The sequence below is a fragment of the Marinicella rhabdoformis genome (assembly GCF_009671245.1).
GTDB classification, from domain to species: domain Bacteria; phylum Pseudomonadota; class Gammaproteobacteria; order Xanthomonadales; family Marinicellaceae; genus Marinicella; species Marinicella rhabdoformis.
Window position 1 is genome coordinate 1165168 of sequence record NZ_VTFS01000001.1, and the last position, 17438, is coordinate 1182605.

A 17438-nucleotide genomic window follows, 5' to 3' on the forward strand; every position below is an offset into this window, starting at 1 on the left:
AGTTCTTTACACCCTATAGAAACCACTCAATCCACCAAATCTATACCTAAAGAGGCCAACAGGTTCACAGCTTCAACCCGCTCAAATCGTGCGTCCTTCAGTTGGTTGTTATTGACGTCCAATTGCACACCACGTGTCCCAATAAAATTCACCAAACGCAGATCACTGTGGGCAAAAAGCGCATGAACCAAATCACTGTTTTCAAAATCAGCCGCTTCCAATTGAGCCTCCCTAAAATCAACACCCCTGAGCTGACAGTCAATCATTTTGAGCGACTTCAACTCCAAACCAAAGAAGGAGCCTTGACTTAAATTACAGTTTTTGAAACTGAAGGGCGCATTCAAAATAAAACCCGACCAATCAGCTAAAGTCCAATCAACACCACTCACATCACAATCATAAAACACAACTTCCTGAAAACGTGACATACCGAATTTGACCCCCGCTAATTGGCAATCAATAAACTCACAATCGATAAATTCACACTCACGAAACTGTACACCAGAGAATTCACAGGCCACAAACCGACAACCATCGAACTGAACACCTGTCAAAGCGACATTTGGACATGAGTTTGATTCAAACACCTGTTCTGAGTGGTGTTTTTTTGTTTTATCTAAATTCACTGCACCGCATCCTCTCTGAAATGACAACCCACACTGCGTTTATTAGACCACGCAGCCAAAGTGATGATAACACTGGTTCTGACCATATTCCTCAGACCAATCAATGCATCAGACACTTTGTTATTGCGATAAAATTGTTCAATTTCTGTTTCTAAATTTCTCAGCTCCCTCAACGCCCGAATCAAGCGTTCAGGTGAACGTGAGACGCCGACATAATTCCACATGATGGCACCTATCCTTTGCATGTCATGCTGTATCAAAACTTCGTCAGCAAAATGATCAGTCTTGGCCTCCCACACCGGAATGTCTGATTCCATAACAGCAGCGACACCTGAAGCATGTTTCACCACATCATTGGCCGATTCAACACCCCAAACCAGCCCCTCTAACAATGAGGTACTGGCCAATCTATTGGCACCATGTAATCCAGTACAAGCCACCTCTCCTATGGCATACAATTGCTTGATGTCCGTTTGCCCTTTTTCATTCACCCACACACCGCCACAAGCATAATGCGCCGCAGGTGTCACAGGCACCAGTTGGCGGGTGGTATCCACACCATGTTCCAAACAAAACTGATGAATATTAGGGAACCGACCTGTGATTTCATCAGCCGATAAATGCGACTTCAAATCCAAGTACATGCACGGCGAATCGGTGCGTAACATTTCATTAAAGATAGCACGTGACACCACATCCCTGGGAGCCAAATCAAACCACTTGGGTGCGTATTTTTGCATGAATGGGCGGCCTTGAGCATCAACCAACTTTGCACCTGCACCGCGCACCGCTTCTGAAATCAAAAAATTAGGCGCGCCTTTTTTATAAAAGGTGGTCGGATGGAACTGAACAAACTCTGTGTTAATGATGCGCGCTCCGGCACGATTTGCCATCGCTATGCCATCACCTCGTGAGCCTTTGGGGTTACTTGTGTGCATATAAATTTGACCCAAGCCGCCACTCGCTAACAAGGTGTTTTTAGCCAAAATACGCTTCACTTTTTTGTGCTTTTGATCCAAAACATAAGCCCCAACACAACTTTTAGGTTGGTACATACTTAAGGGGTTGACACTGTGGTGGTCAGGCGTGATCAAATCAATCGCCGTGTGAGCCGTTAGCACATCAATCAATGGCTCTCCCATCACCGCTGCACTCAAAGCTTTTTGAATCGCCAAACCTGTGGCATCTTTGGCATGGATGATGCGTTCAGTAGAATGGGCCGCTTCTTGGCACACCGCCAAATCACCTTTTTCATTTCGATCAAAAGGAACAGCCAATCGCTCCAGCAACAATTGATGCAAATGGCCTGGTCCCTTTTCGGCCAACAGGCGCGCAATTTCGGGCTGGCAAAACCCAGCACCCGCTGCCAATATGTCCTTCAGCAACAACTCAGGGCTGTCTTTTTCAGTGGTATAAATGATGCCACCTTGTGCCCACCTGGTGTTACAATCATTAATGGCTTTCGCACGCGTGATAACAGTAACTGATTGGCCTTGATCGGCCAAGGTCAAAGCTGCGGTTAAACCCGCAATGCCACTACCAATGACCAGTACATCATCGACACACAATTCTTCAAAAGCTGGTGCTTTATCCATCCTGATTAACCTATTTTCAACATCCTATCAACAGACTGAAATGCCCTTTGGCGAATGTCTTCTGGAATGGTGATTTCATATTGGTTGTACTTCAGCGCGTCGTAGGTGTCTTTCAATTGAATTTGATTCATGTGCGGGCAACGAACACTGCACATGCGTAACATTTCACGGTTGGGGTTTTCGGCATGGATGTTGTCGCCCATGGCACATTCAGTCAACAACAAATACTTAGGCAACTCATTGTCCTGAATATAACGAATCATTTCAGTGGTGCTGCCAGAAAAATCAGAGGCTTCGACCACTGCAGGCTTGCATTCTGGGTGTGACAAGACCTTGACATCAGGGTGTGAGGCACGCACATTTTCGATGTCTTCGACGGTGAATTGGTCATGGACTTCGCAACGGCCATTCCAGCCAATCATCTGCACATCCACACCTTCAACTTTCGGGTATGTCGTGCCCTTGGTTGGCAGGATAATATGTTTGCCCGTCTCTCTTGCAATGTTACCCGCCAAATATTCATCAGGTAAAAAAATCACCGCATCACCGGGTAAAGATTCCACCACCGCTTTGGCGTTGCCCGATGTACAACATATGTCCGTCTCTGCTTTCACATCGGCATAGGTATTGATATATGTGACCACAGGAACACCAGGGAACTGTGCCTTGATTTTTCGCACATCTTCAGCCGTTATTGACGAAGCCAATGAACAACCGGCTTTATTTGATGGCACCAAAACCGTTTTTTCAGGACTTAAAATTTTGGCCGTCTCTGCCATGAATTCTACCCCACAAAAAACAATAACATCTTTGTCAGTTTGTGCAGCTTTGCGAGATAACTCCAAAGAATCGCCAGTGAAATCTGGGACCGTATGGAACAAAGCAGGTTCCATGTAATTGTGGCCTAAAATCACTGCATTTTTTTCTTCTTTAAGGGCAATGATCTCTGCGGCCATTTCGGCTTTGAGTATCAGCTCAGCTTCTGAGTATTGGTCGGATAGTTTGTGTGATAATTTTTCGAATAATTGATCAGTGTTCATTGTCATGTGACCCCATTGTTTTTTTACAACGTCTTGATTAAAAAGGTTTGATTCCACAGACTGGCAAGCTATGGGAGTGCATGGTGACACAGCTCCTATAAAAATGCCAATGCTTTTTAGAAACACCCTTGGATTCAATCAAGCAACAGGCAATTCATTAAAATTCAAACAAAAAATTTTGATGGTGATAAAATGTCACCAAAGAACTGACAAAAGCACCATGGATCAAGATAAAAATAACAACACCGGCGAGACAGATAGCGAAGTTATCATCGAGGCAGGTCAAGCACAAGAAACCGACATGGATAACGAAAGTGAAGCCATTGACTCACCTTCATTAAGCGAACCCAAAATCATCATCAAAAAATCGAGTAATAAACTGGCCCTGTTTTTATCTTTACTTGCACTCGCTGCGCCTGCATATCTACTCTACATCGAATTTCTCAGCAATCAGGAAACTTTAGATACCGCAGTTTTCGATAACCAAATTCAACAATTGGGCGAAGCCAACAAAAAGCTCAGCGACCAACTTCAATCACTGACCACCCGTTATGACAATGAATTGACCGGGTTAAAAGACCAGCTCAATCAAATCAAACAACAACCGGTTCAAGCCAATGAATCCAATGCTTTTGATAACAGCAAAAATGAAGCCGCATTATTACAACTAGAACAACAATTAAACCAACAGATCAGCGATCATGCTACCGCTTTGTCCTCGCTGAAACAAAGTATCGCAGCAGCTCAAGAGACAAACCGCATTGCCAAAGAAGTACTCCCCACTGCGACTGATGCCTATGATACACAACGCGCCATTGATGCTTTGTATGCCGCGGATTTATTGCTTCGAACCAACCGCCTACCTCAGGCCATCAGCACCCTGCAACAGCTGCAAGCAACTGCTCGACTGAAAACCAGCACACAACAACAAATCAAACACTTGTTGACCCAATGGCAACAAGTTCAACAACCTGATAACAGCATACTGTTCTCAGAACTCCAATCATTAAAACAGCAGGTAAAAGCGCTCACATTATCAACGCAAAAAGCCGACACCTCAGAAGACAGTTGGTATCACCGCTTCATCAGTGTCAAAAAGATTGAAACCGATGGCACCCTAGCAGACAGCCATGAACTGCACCTGCTCAAAGCCCAACTCACTCAACACCTACTACAAGCAGAATGGGCACTGACATTACAACAAGAGTCAGCTTGGAACCAACAACTTAAGGCTGCCGCCATCGCACTGAGGGAACAGATGCCAAAACAAACAGCGTTGGTAAAACAATTGAACGACTTGGCTACCAAACGAATCATTGCACTGTTACCGACGCCGTCTGGTATTCATGATGTCATCAATGAATTGAAAGGATTGCGCTGATGATGAAAACCATAAAATTTATTTTACTGCTGGCTGCTATTTTGGCAGTCGCGTGGGTTACGCCTGCTTTATTACGCAATCCCGGCTTAATTCAAGTGGAACTATTGGGTTATCAGGTCCAAATGACGGCGATTGCAGCAGCACTTTTGGTAGCTGCTTTGTTCTTAATCATTTGGGTCGCTTATGCCTTGTTCAAAGCACCAAAAACTGCCGTTAAGAACATCAAAGCCAACGTCGGTCGCAAGAAATTTGCTCGTGGGTTGTTGGCCTTGAGCGAAGGCAAATGGGCTCAGGCTGAAAAGCTATTGATCCAATCGGTCAAACAAAGCCCAACACCCGAATTGTCTTACATGGCAGCAGCCAGAGCGGCCGTATCACAACACAACATTGAAGCCGCAGAGCAATATTTAGACCAAGCTGAAGCCCTCATCGACAATCCTTTAACGGTGGATTTAACGCGCTGTGAAATTTGGTTAAAAACCGGCCAGGCCGACAAAGCCATGCCGCTGTTAGATTTGATCTTAAAAACCTACCCAAACAACCCAAAGGCGGTTCATTTATTAACCCAAGCCTCACAAGATTCAGGTCAGTGGCAACAGTTAAGAAACATTTTACCCAAGGCTGAAAAATTAAAAATCATCAACCCTGAACAGGCCCAATTACTTAATTTGCAAGCCACTGAAGCCCGCTTCCAAACTTTGGACAGTGTTGAGCACCTGATGGCTTTATGGCAAGGCTTAAACAAAAAAGAGCAGGCACACTATTTGAACCAATTTTGTCAGCATGGCATTCGAGTAAGCGCTTTTCAGCAGGTCACTGAACAGATTGAAAAATCACAAAAAACCCAATTCAACAATTTATTGGTCGATTTTTGGTCCGAATTACCACACAACCTCAACCACAGACTCAAAGTGGCTGAAAAATGGTTGTCACAACACCCCAGCAACCCACATGTGCTGATGTGTAATGCCAAATTACAAATGGCAAAAAAACAATGGGATCAAGCCGAATCGCTGTTACTCAAAAACATGGCCATTTCGCACAGCCCAGAAAGCGTTAAAGAAACCAACCAGCTGTTAGGTCAAGTTTATCAAGAACAACAACAACCTGAAAAAGCACTCACACACTATCGCCTGGCCGCAAAAAGCAGCCAAGCCATCACAGTGATTGACCAAAACCACTGAAGTCATAAATCACAACAAAAACGAAAATGCCAAACAGTGAAGTGTTCAGTTCGGCATTTTTTTGTTTTATATGCTAAGTGCTTATTGAACAAAACTTTATCTCGTTTGAGTTGATATAAATCCACACACCCATTCAAGCAATAACCTGTCTAACAAAAAGTCGCAACTATTCCTCTCAATATCAACAACATAAATCAATTGTATTCCAGTTTTTACCACCAAAAACCCAAACCTGTCCACCTGATTTCTTTGCCTAACTTATTGACGCTTATATGCTTGTACCCAAGTGGCAAATGCCATTGTTTATCAATCAACGACCGAAACAGGTCAAAAATTAGAGGTCATATTATGAAAGTCAATCATTTGAAAAAAGTCATCGGATTATCAGTCTTAATCGCTGCCCAAGCATCAGCTGTACCTTGGTGTCATAACGGCACCATCGTTCAAGTAGCCAGCGTCAACTGGTCTGGTACCACCACAGTCGCCATGGCTGGCGGCATCACAGCACCACCGTCTGTCACTGATGAAGACCGCTACCAAGTATTCCATGCCACCAACAATTATTGCCAAAGCTATGCCGGTGGTGGCGGCCCCATTTGGGGACCCAGCGTTCCTGGTGCCGGCTCTGTCACCACCATACAAACTGCCCCATATATTTTGACTAACACCGTCAATGATTATGACTTGAGTATGGGTGTTTCGTTCAATTGTAAGAAGTGTTATGCCATCCCTCCTTTAGTCGCTATTAAAGACTTCAAACACATTGCACCACTGCCTGGCACAGAGGGAAAAGAAGAGTATGAAGAAGTGGTCAGAGACCGTTAATTATCAATCTTCATTAAAAGACAATCCATACCAGCTATGGATTGTCTTTTTCTATACAAAGGATAGCTTTCTATCGCTTAACCGCATAATGCATCACTGTTAATTACCCCATTTCACGTTAAAATAAACAGCTTTTATTATTTCTGTCTGTATGAAGTTGTTTGTTTTTTACATCATATTGCTGTCATTTGCCGCCGAAACGACAACAAATAACGCCACAGTCACCCATGGCTCATGTGAAACCAGTATTCAAACTGGAAATTACCCAAAAGCATTACAGGTCTGTAACCGTGCTTTAGACCAAGCTGATAAAAATGAAAAAACAACCGCACGTATCTACTTACAATTGGCAACCATACATCACGAGTTAGGTAACAAAGATGACGAATCCTATTACTTAGCTAAAATCAAGTCGCACCCTCGCTTTATTGAGGACATCAAAATACAGTATGAATGGCACAGAAAAGTCGGCCAAAAATATTATTTTTCAGCCCAATACGAAGCCGCAAAAAATAATTTGTACCAAGCACTCACTGTTGCTGAAAAAGAAGACCAGCCATTGTGGTTGAGTAAAAGTCATAATGACATGGGCTTGGTTGAATTTAAGTTAGCCAACTTCAAGGCTGCCTTACTTCATTATCAAAAAAGTTTGGAACTTAAGAAAAAACACGGTAACAATTATCAAATTGGAAAAACGCTGAATAATTTAGGGTTAATTCATTTTAAATTAGAGCTGTTTCCTGAAGCGGTGGCATATTATGAAAATGCCATCTCACATTACTTGAATTACTCTGAACAAGACCATTTTGACGAAAGGGTCTTTTATGACATCGCTCATATTTATGAAGACTTGAACAGGGCCTATTCTGCTAACAACAATCCACAAAAAGCAGGTGAATACGCTGAAGCCATTATGACTTCACTGAAGCTAAAAATTTCTCCTCAAGAACAGACCCGAGCTTTACTCAATTTGGCCATGTGGCACAGTAAAAAAAATCACTTCAAACTGAGCCAATTATTTTTGAATGAAGCCAACGGCTTACTAGCAAACCAAGGCAACAATGAACTCAAGGCACAGTTTTATTTTTTGAGCAGCGAACTTAACTTGAATCAAGGACAAACACAGCTGGCTGAAACCAATGCCTTGACAGGGTTATCTCTGGCTAAATCATTAGAAAATGATCTGCTCATCACTGACGCCTATGAATTGTTAGGCCATATTTACCAGTCTTCTGATCCTACAAAGGCTTTGGATGCCATGCAACAATACCAAGCTTATCGTGAGGCATTCCTTAAAAAGAAATACGATTCTGACCTCAGATCTGTTCAGCATGAAATTGAAAAACAACAAATAGAACAAAAACTGTTGAACCAAGAGTTAACCAACATCGAGCAGCAGCATCAGCTACAACAACTCACCAATCTGGTTTTATGGGCTGTGATATTTTTGGTATTGGTCATTGCCATATTAATTATTTACCACATCAAAAGAAAAAAAGAAAAAGAAGACCTGATCAAAGCCATTCACTACCACAAACAGCAACTGATATTGTTAGAGGCAACACAAAATCAAACTGAATCAGAACAATCTGAAAATGACCCCAGCCGGTTTAAAATCCAATTGAAAGAACAGTTGGTCACCGCCATGATTGATGCCGTTAATATTTGGGAAAAGAACACCCAAACCACGCAAATTGATTTGGCGGAACAATCAAAAATTTGGACGGTGTCTGTAGACAATGGCACGCTCAGAACACGGTCTCTGGATAAATACCTGTCTATAGACAAAATACCTCAAAACCCGAGGTGGCGAAATGTCGTCAAAACCTGTCACTTTATCCTCAGTCATGACCAATTAAACAGCCAGGACAGAGGTGAACTCAACAACCACCTAGAACGCATCATGGACACGGTAAGAAATGTATCACTCAGCAATTCTTAATCGCCTTTGCCCAATCCGCATCAATCAAACACGGGCCAAACAAAGGCAAGCAGTTTTATTTTCTGACTGAATAAGGCGCTTTTTTCAATAACAGCTCAACACAATTAAACTTCAAACCATGTTCATATTTATAGGCTGTGTGATGGTTTATTGAAGCCGTGCTGCCATCCGTGAACGTGTTTGGCGCAGTAAATTGAGGTACCAAGCCATGCGGATATTCGGCTGCGTGTGATAAAGCATACGCATTACACATATCTATGGCTACGCTTCTTGATGCACTGAAGTGATCAAACACCCCACAGGTTTTATTCATGCCTTCAGATTCAAAATCACAATCGGTGGCACCCACTTTTTTAAACTCTCTTGGATTTGAGCTGCCAGATCGCTTGACCAACTTACCCAATTCGTATTTTGATTTTTTAACATGCAATGCCGTTAGCAAATCTTCCTCACTTAATTCATATGACACAGCAACATGATACGGGTTGACCGCATAATCATCACTGAACACCAACATTTCAGTTAAAAACTCATGTGACCAGGATGTACCACATAACAACAAAGTCGCTAACAAACTCATTTTTCTCATTATTTTCACCCTAAATTAATTGAAGCAATTATTTTAGCTTCGAGCCGATAGAAAGTGTGGATAAACAATGGTAAAAACTGGAATTATTTACATAATATCTTTTATCATCAACAGGATACACAAACAAACCCAACTACTTAACCCTTAAGAAAAACAAAAAAAACAAGCCCTTTGAGATCAAAAGTTTACCCAGCCACCTCAGCTTCGTTTGATCCAACCTATGCTCAGTACCCACCGAGCGCCTTGTTTAACTTCGGTCACTTGGTGCAGGTGTAAATCTGGGCGAAACAATTTGATCCGCTTGGTTTCATAAATCGTTTCATCACAAACGAATTCACCGCCTTGCTTGGCCTGTTTCAAAACCACATTCAAACGCACATGTTTGCCCTTTTCATTTTTATCAGTGTGTGGCGGAATAACCGAACCTTGATTGAAACGCAACAGGTAACAATCAAAAGCAATCGGCCAAGACAAACCGGCCAAAAACATTTTGTCATAACCTGTTTTTTGCCTGCCTTTTTGCCACCGCAGCCACTTCATATCAAATAATTATTGCTTTGACTGCCCAAAGGATGGTTTTTGAAATGTTCAATCAATTGAGGAAAAAATTGCAAAAAGTCAGATTCAAACTGCTCATAAGTTGACTCTATGGTTGGCACATAATGATTCATAGAATCCTTGGCTTTAATCCGATCTGAAAGGCGCAATTCAACGCGCAATAAAGCCGCGACAAAACCACTGAATTCAGCATAACTGCCCAACATATTGGTTTCTATCACCCGGCTGATGACGCGGTGGGCTTTGGGTGGAAAATCAGCAATCAATAAATCAGACTCTTGATGAAAAATCGCCAACATGTTATCCAATGGGGTTTCACTAAAGGACTGCCAATGCACCGCCAAAAAATGGTCATACAACAAATCCACAACCACACCTTTTAAGTAACCTTTAAACTCAAAACGCGATTTACTCTTCGCAACCACCGCATGTGAATCTGTGAATGCATCAATCGCCTTGTGCATCAGCATGCCCTGCTCGATGCTTTGTGGCGCACCATCCCAAACCCGACCTTTCATTGGATCGGCCAACAAATTCCCCAGCTGATACTCAACATCCCTTTTCGACAACAAGACATGAGCCAGCCAGTTCATAAGGGCTTACACTTCGCTCACTGAATAAGCATCCGCTGCTGAATCAAAACCGCCGCGCTCTTCTTCAATGGCCACGGCCATGGCATCTTCTTCTGTTTCCATGGGGACAGCATTTTCACCATGGCTTTTATAATAAGCTTCAAAGACTTCGAGTCTTTTTGTCCGATCACGTGGGTAATCATCGCCAAAAAACAACATGGCTTGTTTTAGAATATTTGAAGTTTTGGGCATGCCCAGTGTTTGAAACGCAAAAACAGCCTCAGGTGCCAACACACCAGTAGAATTATCAAAAAACTGTCCCAAACCACCATTCATGATTTCAGAGTTTGCCCAATGGCCTGCCAATAAAATTTGCTGTTTATTCGTTAAGACATCAAACGACTTGAGAAACATCTCCTCACCATCATAAATATTCACATCATCCCAAATGGGTGCTATTACATCCCAATAGTCATCACTCATAAGTACTGTTCCTTTTGAATAGTTAACACTTAATCAACTACAGCCACACCCGGTGGATAATACGTGACCTCAAAACGAATGCCATCTGGGTCTTTCATAAACAAGGCTTTCACACCGCCAAAATCTTGAATCTCAGGCACATCAAAACCAGCTGCTTTCATTTCTGTTTGCACCTTAACAACAAACTCAGGCGTCGGTGCAACAAAACCCAAATGATTCATCCCCGCACCATAGCGTTGATAAGCACTGGTACCAGATTTCGCTTGGTTGAACTGAAAAAAGAAACCGGCTTTGTCTGTCCAAACCCACTCTTTGACTTGCGTAAAGCCAACCAATTCAAGTAGCTTGACATAGTAAGGCATGCTCTCTTTTAATGAGCTTACCAAAATGGTCATGTGATCTATTTTAAGTGTCATGTCAGCTCGCTTCCGCAGCTTGTAGCGAAACCAGTTTGATGCCGTCTGCAGCTGTTTGCGTACCCACTTCTTTGAAACCAAAACCTTGATGGAATTTGAGAGAGCCCACATTCAGCGGTTTAATATAAAACTCACAAGTCAATACTGGAACTTGTTGCAATCGTGCACATTCAAACAAATCTTCATACAAAGCCGAACCCAAGCGCATCCCAGCAAAATCCTTTGAAATCACAATCCGGTCAATGTATACAAAACGCTCATAACGTGACTGAAAAAAAGCAAAATTATCATTCTCATAATCCGCCGATTCATCCATAGCAAACAAAAAACCCGCCACCACACCATCCACCTCAACCACCTTGTGATAACAAGCCAAAGCGTCCAATGCCTCTAACCGCAACCCATCCATTGGACTGGTTTTATCCACTTCTGATTGGTTTAATTGAACAATGGCATTGAAGTCAGATTTTTGGGCGTTTCTAATATTTTTCATGATTTTATTCACTGCATTCTTTATCTAAATTTTCAGCATGACTTTGTAACAATTGCTTTAAATCATAATAATCAATTGCATCAATTTCATACTTTTCATTGCTATCTTCATCCAAAAAATCGAACTTTTTATTTTTAAATTCAAAGTTAAAACAAGGTAACCATGATATTTGATTGTCATCCATCTCAATCACTTTCAAGTCATTTAAATCTACATGTACAGCATGTCTTGCATATCTGGGCATAACAAACCCTGTACCATCAGTCTTAATTTTCACAAGCCAGAGCTGGTCTTTTCCATACCAGTAATAAACATCTCCCGCATAATGATCCGTCGTTGCTATAGTGAAAAACTGAGGCAATTGTGCTCCAGTAATTTGTTCTATTACTTCTGCCTTCAAAGCCAATGGAGGTGGGTCCATACAAATTGCCTCTCCATTGGTGCACTTTTCAAATTCTTCCAAAAACCACTTTTTATTAACCTTTATTAGAGCAACACTGTATGCGACATGCTTTTGGTTTAATGTTGGGTATTTTTTAAGCTTAGGGTTCATACCACAAGCTGACAGCATCAAAATGACTGTAAGAATTATGTTTTTCATAACTTAATAACTTTAATTTAGAACTCAATCACTAAAAGTTTAGCATTTAACCACTAACACCTAGTACGAAAGGGGCTTGTATTTGATTTCAGCACCGTCCGGCTTTTCCTTGATTTGCTTACCAATGGCGCCTGAAAACTTAATGATTGCTTCAAAAGGTGCCATTTTCACATTTGAACCACCATACTCACCACCCAAGGCACCCGGCACCACCATATAAAACTTATGGCCTGGCTTGAGTTTCCCATGTTTTTTGATGGCTTCATCCACCATCGCAGACATAAACCAATCTTCAACAAAAGCTTCGTCTTGAATCAGCGTGTTGTAATCATCAATTGACTCCGCAACCACTTCACAAGAAACATCTTCAGGCGATAAACGCCAAAACCTATTCTCAGGGTCTTTTATGATGACATTGCCAAATTCATTTTCTACAACTACCTCTTGCGGCTCAATACCAATCCAACCCCAAGCATTTTTGATTTCTTTAATAATATCCATTCAGCCATTATCGCTTAATTCTTTGGTTTATTAATACAATTACAGTCAGAGTTTGGAGTTTTTTAATCAATCGCCAATAATCTCTATGCATTTCCAATCTGGAGATTGTGGGCAAGAAAAACAGCTACAGAAAATCATTATTAACCAGCATCACCCCAATAAATAGAACCCACAACATGGCAATGAAAGTCATTATATGAAACAAATGCAACCACTTGTTCCCTTTAAAATAATTTAAGCATGCGATTATTGATGCCAAAGGCCATAAAAAAAGCAAAATAAATAAGTTTGTAAGCCAAGAATAAACAATGCCATTTACATTTATCAAATAGGCCAGACCAAACAGCATTAAAACCAACAAACCATGTGCTGAAACAGCCAATCGAATTCCAGCTGGATTTGAGTCTTTTGCCCAAAACAACACACTGATGAAAACCAAATAACCATAAAAGATGATCGCATGAAGCAGTTCGTTGTTAATTAATTCATTTAGTAATCTTTACTCTCGAATTCAAACCAATCGTTTTCTGATTAAACTGAATTTGCAAAGGCTTTTCCTTTTTGTCCCAAGCCGCAATATGAACATGTGGGTTTCTTGAATAACCGTTGTTGCCAACTTTGGCTACCACCTGTCCCGCCTTCACTTGATCACCAACGACCACTTGAATATCACGCACATGTGCAATCAGGATATTAACGCCTTCTGCATTTGTGAAGGTAATTGAACTGGCCCTTCCTGGGTTCATAATCCCAGGTTTATTGGTGGTTTCGTTTTCATGAACAGCAGTGATTTCACAATCACAGGGTGCCAATACATTTTTATTGAAACCAAACCAATCCTCGTTCTCAAAACCCTGATTTTTAAAAGGCCTCATAAACATGCGGGTTTCATCTTTGTACCAATCTTGAATAATACAATCCGTACCCAAAGCATCACCCACCCACTTAAATTGACCATCCCAATGTTCTGTACATGAGAAGGACACTGCATGTGGCGCATGAATTTTGATGTCTTGAGCCGAGGTAGTCATGGAGCAAAGGCACAACAAGGTAATATACTGGTAACTTTTCATGGATTTATTGTACTACAAATAATCGAGATTTAAACCCTGAATGCAGCCACATGAATTAACCCTAAAATGCGCCAATACCGTCATGCCGAGAGAGCCAAAGGCGAGCCGAGGTATCTCATAGGGTCTTGTGATATCACTCGTATTTGTTAGAGATCCATTCGACTCGCGTTCAATCCAATAAGTAAGTTTCACAAAACCCAAAGTCCTTTCCTATTTTTAAGCAAAGACAAAACTTGTGCTCGCTCAGAATGACATGCTGTTTTTTTGTAGCATTCTCCGACATACCTAACTGCTCAAATACCACTAACCGCACAGCTGCCGGATAGAATCCAAATGACCGGTGTTATGTTTTGCCTTGGTGAGCGAAGATCAGGCAATGTAGTTATTGCGGTTTAACCGGAGGTTAAGAAGCATTAATGGAATGCCGTAGAACGTGAATCAGACAGCAAGATTAAGTGCCTTGCTTCCCTTCTTTTGACCTTCGGCCAAAAACCGGCTTTACAAGGTTATCAATTGTCGCAAAGCGACTCAGCATTAAAGCCTGCGAAGAGGTTACGGTTTTTTGATTGGTATGAACTTTTAATTCTTCACATACCATACCAATCAAAATTAAGTGCTTGCGGAGCCCCACCTGATGGTAATGATGAACCATTAACCGCACAGCTGCCGAATAGAACCCAAATGACCGGTGCCATGTTTTGCACTGGCGAGCCTGCGAGTCAAACAGCAAAACTCATTAAAGCCTGCGAAGAGGTTACGGTTTTTTGCTTAGTATAAACATCAAATTTTCACATCATTATACTAAGCAAAAAGAAGTGGCCTCGTAGCAATCCCTCAGTGCGCTTGATCCCAATTATCCCCCACACCATAATCCACCAACAGCGGCACGGATAGTTCCACCACGTTTTCCATCGTTTCTTTGATGCGTTGACACCATGACTTCACGGATTCGTCTTTGATTTCAAAGACCAGTTCATCGTGGACTTGCATCACCAAGCGGATGTCGTCTTTGCCTTTGACTTCGTTGTAAACGGCAATCATGGCTTTTTTTATGATATCGGCAGCGGTGCCTTGCATTGGTGCGTTGATGGCGGCGCGTTCGGCGCCCGCTCGGACTCGGGCGTTGCGGTTGTTGATTTCTGGGAAGTAAAGTCTGCGGCCAAATTCTGTGTCCAAGTAGCCTTGCTCTGCGGCTTTTTCTTTGACTGAGTCAATGAAGCCTTTCACTTTCGGGTATTGAGCAAAGTACTGTTTCTGGTAATTCGAGGCTTCTTTTCGGCTGATGTGTAACTGTTTACTCAAACCGAAAGCACTCATGCCGTACATCAGGCCAAAGTTGATGGCTTTTGCAGCACGTCTTTGTTCACCGGTGACTTCATCCAATGGTGTGTCGAACACTTGTGAAGCGGTTTGGCTGTGGACATCGACACCTTCTTTAAAGGCTTTGAGCAGGTTTTCGTCTTGAGACAAATGTGCCATGATGCGCAGTTCAATTTGTGAGTAATCTGCTGCCATCACCTGCCAACCGTCAGGTGCGATGAAAGCGGTTCTGACTTTTCGACCTTCTTCGGTTCGAATCGGAATGTTTTGTAGGTTTGGGTTGTTCGATGACAAACGGCCTGTTATCGCCACGGCTTGGTGGTATGAGGTGTGTACACGACCTGTTTTGTTGTTGATTTCCAGTGGTAATTTGTCGGTGTAGGTGTTCTTCAACTTACTCAAAGAACGGTAGGATAAGATAGTAGATGGCAATTCATAGTCAGCAGACAGGTCTTGTAAAACATCTTCGGCTGTTGACGGTTGACCACCGGGTGTTTTTTTCAATACCGGCAAGCCCTGCTCTTCAAACAGGATTTGTTGTAGCTGTTTCGGTGAACCGAGGTTGAATTCTTTTCCTGCCAGTTCATAAGCTTTGGTCTGAAGTACCGCCATCTTTTCTGCCAAATGTACGCTTTGTTTTTTCAGCTCATTGGCATCTAAATACACGCCTGTTTGTTCCATTGAAGCCAACACTCGAACCAAGGGCATTTCGATGTCTGTGAATACTTTGGTATGCGGCTCTTTTTCTAACTGTTCCCACAAGGCCAAATGCAGTTTTAATGTGATGTCGGCATCTTCAGCCGCGTAGTGAGTCGCCACATCAATCGCCACATCGGCAAAGGGAATTTGTTTTGCGCCTTTGCCGCAGATTTCTTCGTATTTGGTGGTTTTTTCGTCCAAGTAAAAACTGGCCAATGAATCCATATCATGACGAGAAGCCGAGGCATTGAGTACATATGATTCCAACATGGTATCGAAGGCCAAGTTATCGACATCGATGCCATAATTCGACAGCACATTCATGTCGTATTTAAAATGCTGCCCAATCAAAGTCACTTCTTTTAACACGGGAATCACGGCATCAAGCACGTCCTGTAAAGGCAATTGCTTGGCACCTTCTGTAAACATCGGGTTGTGGTCCACTGGCACATATGCCGCTTTTTCAGGAGCATACGCAAAGGACATGCCGATGATATTGGCACCAATCGGATTCAACGAATCGGTTTCCAAATCGAAGGCCACCAAGCCTGCTTTCTTGATTTCGGACAACCAAGCATTCAAAGTATCCATGTCTTGAATACAAGTGTATTCAACCACTTTCTTCGGTTCTGCTGGCGCATCAGCTTCACTGAGTTCAAATTCAGCAAAACGCTTCATGTCATATTCTTTGCCAATTTTATTTAAAGCCGCTGCATCTTTGGGTGTGATGGCAAAATCACCGACTTTATAGTCGACTTCGCAATCTTCTTTAATAATCACCAACTCACGTGACAGCTTCAATTGATCAATGCCTTCTCGCAGGTATTCGCCCACTTTCCCCTTGAATTCATCAGCACGCTCAATGATGTTATCAACGGTTTTGTATTCTTGTAGCCACTTGACCGCTGTTTTTGGGCCAACTTTTTGAACACCTGGGATGTTGTCTGATGTGTCACCCACCAAGGCCAAATAATCTATGATTTGATCCGCTGTGACACCGAATTTATCCACCACACCTTGCTTGTCCATCACCACATTGGTCATGGTGTTGACCAAGGTTACATGGTCTGAAACCAATTGCGCCAAGTCTTTATCACCTGTTGAAACCAAAGTTTCAATGCCCAAGACCTCTGCTTTTTTTGCTAAAGTACCAATCACATCATCAGCTTCGACATGAGGGATTTCAAGCATTGGAATGCCCATGGCCTTGACCAATGCTTTGGTCGGCTCCAATTGCATGCGCAATTCATCGGGCATCGATGGCCGCGTTGCTTTATACTCCTCATACATGTCATGACGAAAGGTTTTGCCCTTGGCATCAAACACCACCACCATGTGTTCAGGGTGATATTCATCAATCATGCGTTGTAACATGTTGGTCACGCCGTACATTACACCAGTTGGATGACCACTTTTGCTGGCCAAACGTTTTAAATTGGGTTGAAAAAAAGCACGGTAAAGATAAGAAGAGCCATCAACCAAATACAGTGTTTTGTTTGTCATGATAATTTGCGTCAGTCAAATCTCACCATTGTAAACG

Annotated in this window: 17 protein-coding genes; 4 read left to right on the forward strand and 13 right to left on the reverse strand. The window is 42.4% G+C overall.

The annotated features are described in order from the left end of the window. Nucleotides 1-26 precede the first annotated feature (26 nt). The 3 genes from FET73_RS05120 to nadA are packed head-to-tail and all read right to left on the reverse strand — an operon-like array spanning nucleotide 27 to nucleotide 3267. Nucleotides 27-626 carry a pentapeptide repeat-containing protein gene (locus tag FET73_RS05120; RefSeq protein WP_179952113.1) on the reverse strand — a complete coding sequence of 200 codons (600 nt, stop codon included), beginning with the start codon at nucleotides 624-626 and terminating at the stop codon, nucleotides 27-29. Next, a complete protein-coding gene (nadB, locus tag FET73_RS05125) occupies nucleotides 623-2221 on the reverse strand; it encodes an L-aspartate oxidase (protein WP_179952114.1) in 1599 nt (532 codons plus the stop codon). Before nadB ends, FET73_RS05120 begins: the two co-directional genes overlap by 4 nt. A 5-nt stretch (nucleotides 2222-2226) precedes the next feature. Beyond that, on the reverse strand, nucleotides 2227-3267 hold the full coding sequence (gene nadA / locus FET73_RS05130) for a quinolinate synthase NadA (protein ID WP_218944263.1): 1041 nt from the start codon (nucleotides 3265-3267) through the stop codon (nucleotides 2227-2229). A gap of 214 nt (nucleotides 3268-3481) precedes the next feature. Between nadA and FET73_RS05135 the strand changes: the two genes are divergently transcribed. The 4 genes from FET73_RS05135 to FET73_RS05150 all read left to right on the forward strand — a co-directional run bounded on the left by FET73_RS05135 (nucleotide 3482) and on the right by FET73_RS05150 (nucleotide 8593). Beyond that, a complete protein-coding gene (locus tag FET73_RS05135) occupies nucleotides 3482-4642 on the forward strand; it encodes a hypothetical protein (RefSeq protein ID WP_154222829.1) in 1161 nt (386 codons plus the stop codon). Further along, a complete protein-coding gene (locus tag FET73_RS05140) occupies nucleotides 4642-5826 on the forward strand; it encodes a heme biosynthesis protein HemY (RefSeq protein ID WP_154222830.1) in 1185 nt (394 codons plus the stop codon). The genes FET73_RS05135 and FET73_RS05140 overlap by 1 nt, the downstream gene beginning before the upstream one ends. A gap of 348 nt (nucleotides 5827-6174) precedes the next feature. Further along, entirely contained in the window at nucleotides 6175-6651 is a 477-nt protein-coding gene (locus FET73_RS05145) for a hypothetical protein (RefSeq protein ID WP_154222831.1), read from the forward strand. A 151-nt stretch (nucleotides 6652-6802) separates the two neighbouring features. Then, nucleotides 6803-8593: a tetratricopeptide repeat protein gene (locus tag FET73_RS05150; protein WP_154222832.1), complete on the forward strand. Its 1791-nt coding sequence runs from the start codon at nucleotides 6803-6805 to the stop codon at nucleotides 8591-8593. Nucleotides 8594-8648: 55 nt separating this feature from the next. Here FET73_RS05150 and FET73_RS05155 read toward each other — a convergent pair whose 3' ends face one another. From FET73_RS05155 to polA, 10 genes are all read right to left on the reverse strand, one after another. Next, nucleotides 8649-9182: a hypothetical protein gene (locus tag FET73_RS05155; RefSeq protein WP_154222833.1), complete on the reverse strand. Its 534-nt coding sequence runs from the start codon at nucleotides 9180-9182 to the stop codon at nucleotides 8649-8651. A 198-nt stretch (nucleotides 9183-9380) separates the two neighbouring features. Further along, a complete protein-coding gene (locus tag FET73_RS05160) occupies nucleotides 9381-9722 on the reverse strand; it encodes a 2OG-Fe(II) oxygenase (protein WP_154222834.1) in 342 nt (113 codons plus the stop codon). Next, nucleotides 9719-10333 carry an acyl carrier protein phosphodiesterase gene (locus FET73_RS05165; protein WP_154222835.1) on the reverse strand — a complete coding sequence of 205 codons (615 nt, stop codon included), beginning with the start codon at nucleotides 10331-10333 and terminating at the stop codon, nucleotides 9719-9721. The genes FET73_RS05160 and FET73_RS05165 overlap by 4 nt, the downstream gene beginning before the upstream one ends. A 6-nt stretch (nucleotides 10334-10339) precedes the next feature. Continuing rightward, a complete protein-coding gene (locus FET73_RS05170; RefSeq protein ID WP_154222836.1) occupies nucleotides 10340-10795 on the reverse strand; it encodes a DMP19 family protein in 456 nt (151 codons plus the stop codon). 29 nt (nucleotides 10796-10824) lie between these two features. Then, nucleotides 10825-11211: a VOC family protein gene (locus FET73_RS05175; RefSeq protein WP_154222837.1), complete on the reverse strand. Its 387-nt coding sequence runs from the start codon at nucleotides 11209-11211 to the stop codon at nucleotides 10825-10827. Between the two features lies 1 nt (nucleotide 11212). Then, a complete protein-coding gene (locus FET73_RS05180; protein ID WP_154222838.1) occupies nucleotides 11213-11704 on the reverse strand; it encodes a GNAT family N-acetyltransferase in 492 nt (163 codons plus the stop codon). Between the two features lie 4 nt (nucleotides 11705-11708). Further along, the gene (locus FET73_RS05185) at nucleotides 11709-12305 is read right to left on the reverse strand and encodes a hypothetical protein (RefSeq protein ID WP_154222839.1); all 597 of its coding nucleotides are present in this window, start codon (nucleotides 12303-12305) and stop codon (nucleotides 11709-11711) included. Between the two features lie 60 nt (nucleotides 12306-12365). Then, nucleotides 12366-12806, reverse strand: a complete 441-nt coding sequence (locus FET73_RS05190) for a T6SS immunity protein Tdi1 domain-containing protein (protein WP_154222840.1) — start codon at nucleotides 12804-12806, stop codon at nucleotides 12366-12368. Nucleotides 12807-13291: 485 nt separating this feature from the next. Beyond that, complete coding sequence (locus FET73_RS05195; protein ID WP_154222841.1) at nucleotides 13292-13879, reverse strand: M23 family metallopeptidase; 588 nt, start codon at nucleotides 13877-13879, stop codon at nucleotides 13292-13294. 834 nt (nucleotides 13880-14713) lie between these two features. Continuing rightward, nucleotides 14714-17401, reverse strand: a complete 2688-nt coding sequence (gene polA, locus FET73_RS05200) for a DNA polymerase I (RefSeq protein ID WP_154222842.1) — start codon at nucleotides 17399-17401, stop codon at nucleotides 14714-14716. Nucleotides 17402-17438 lie beyond the last annotated feature (37 nt).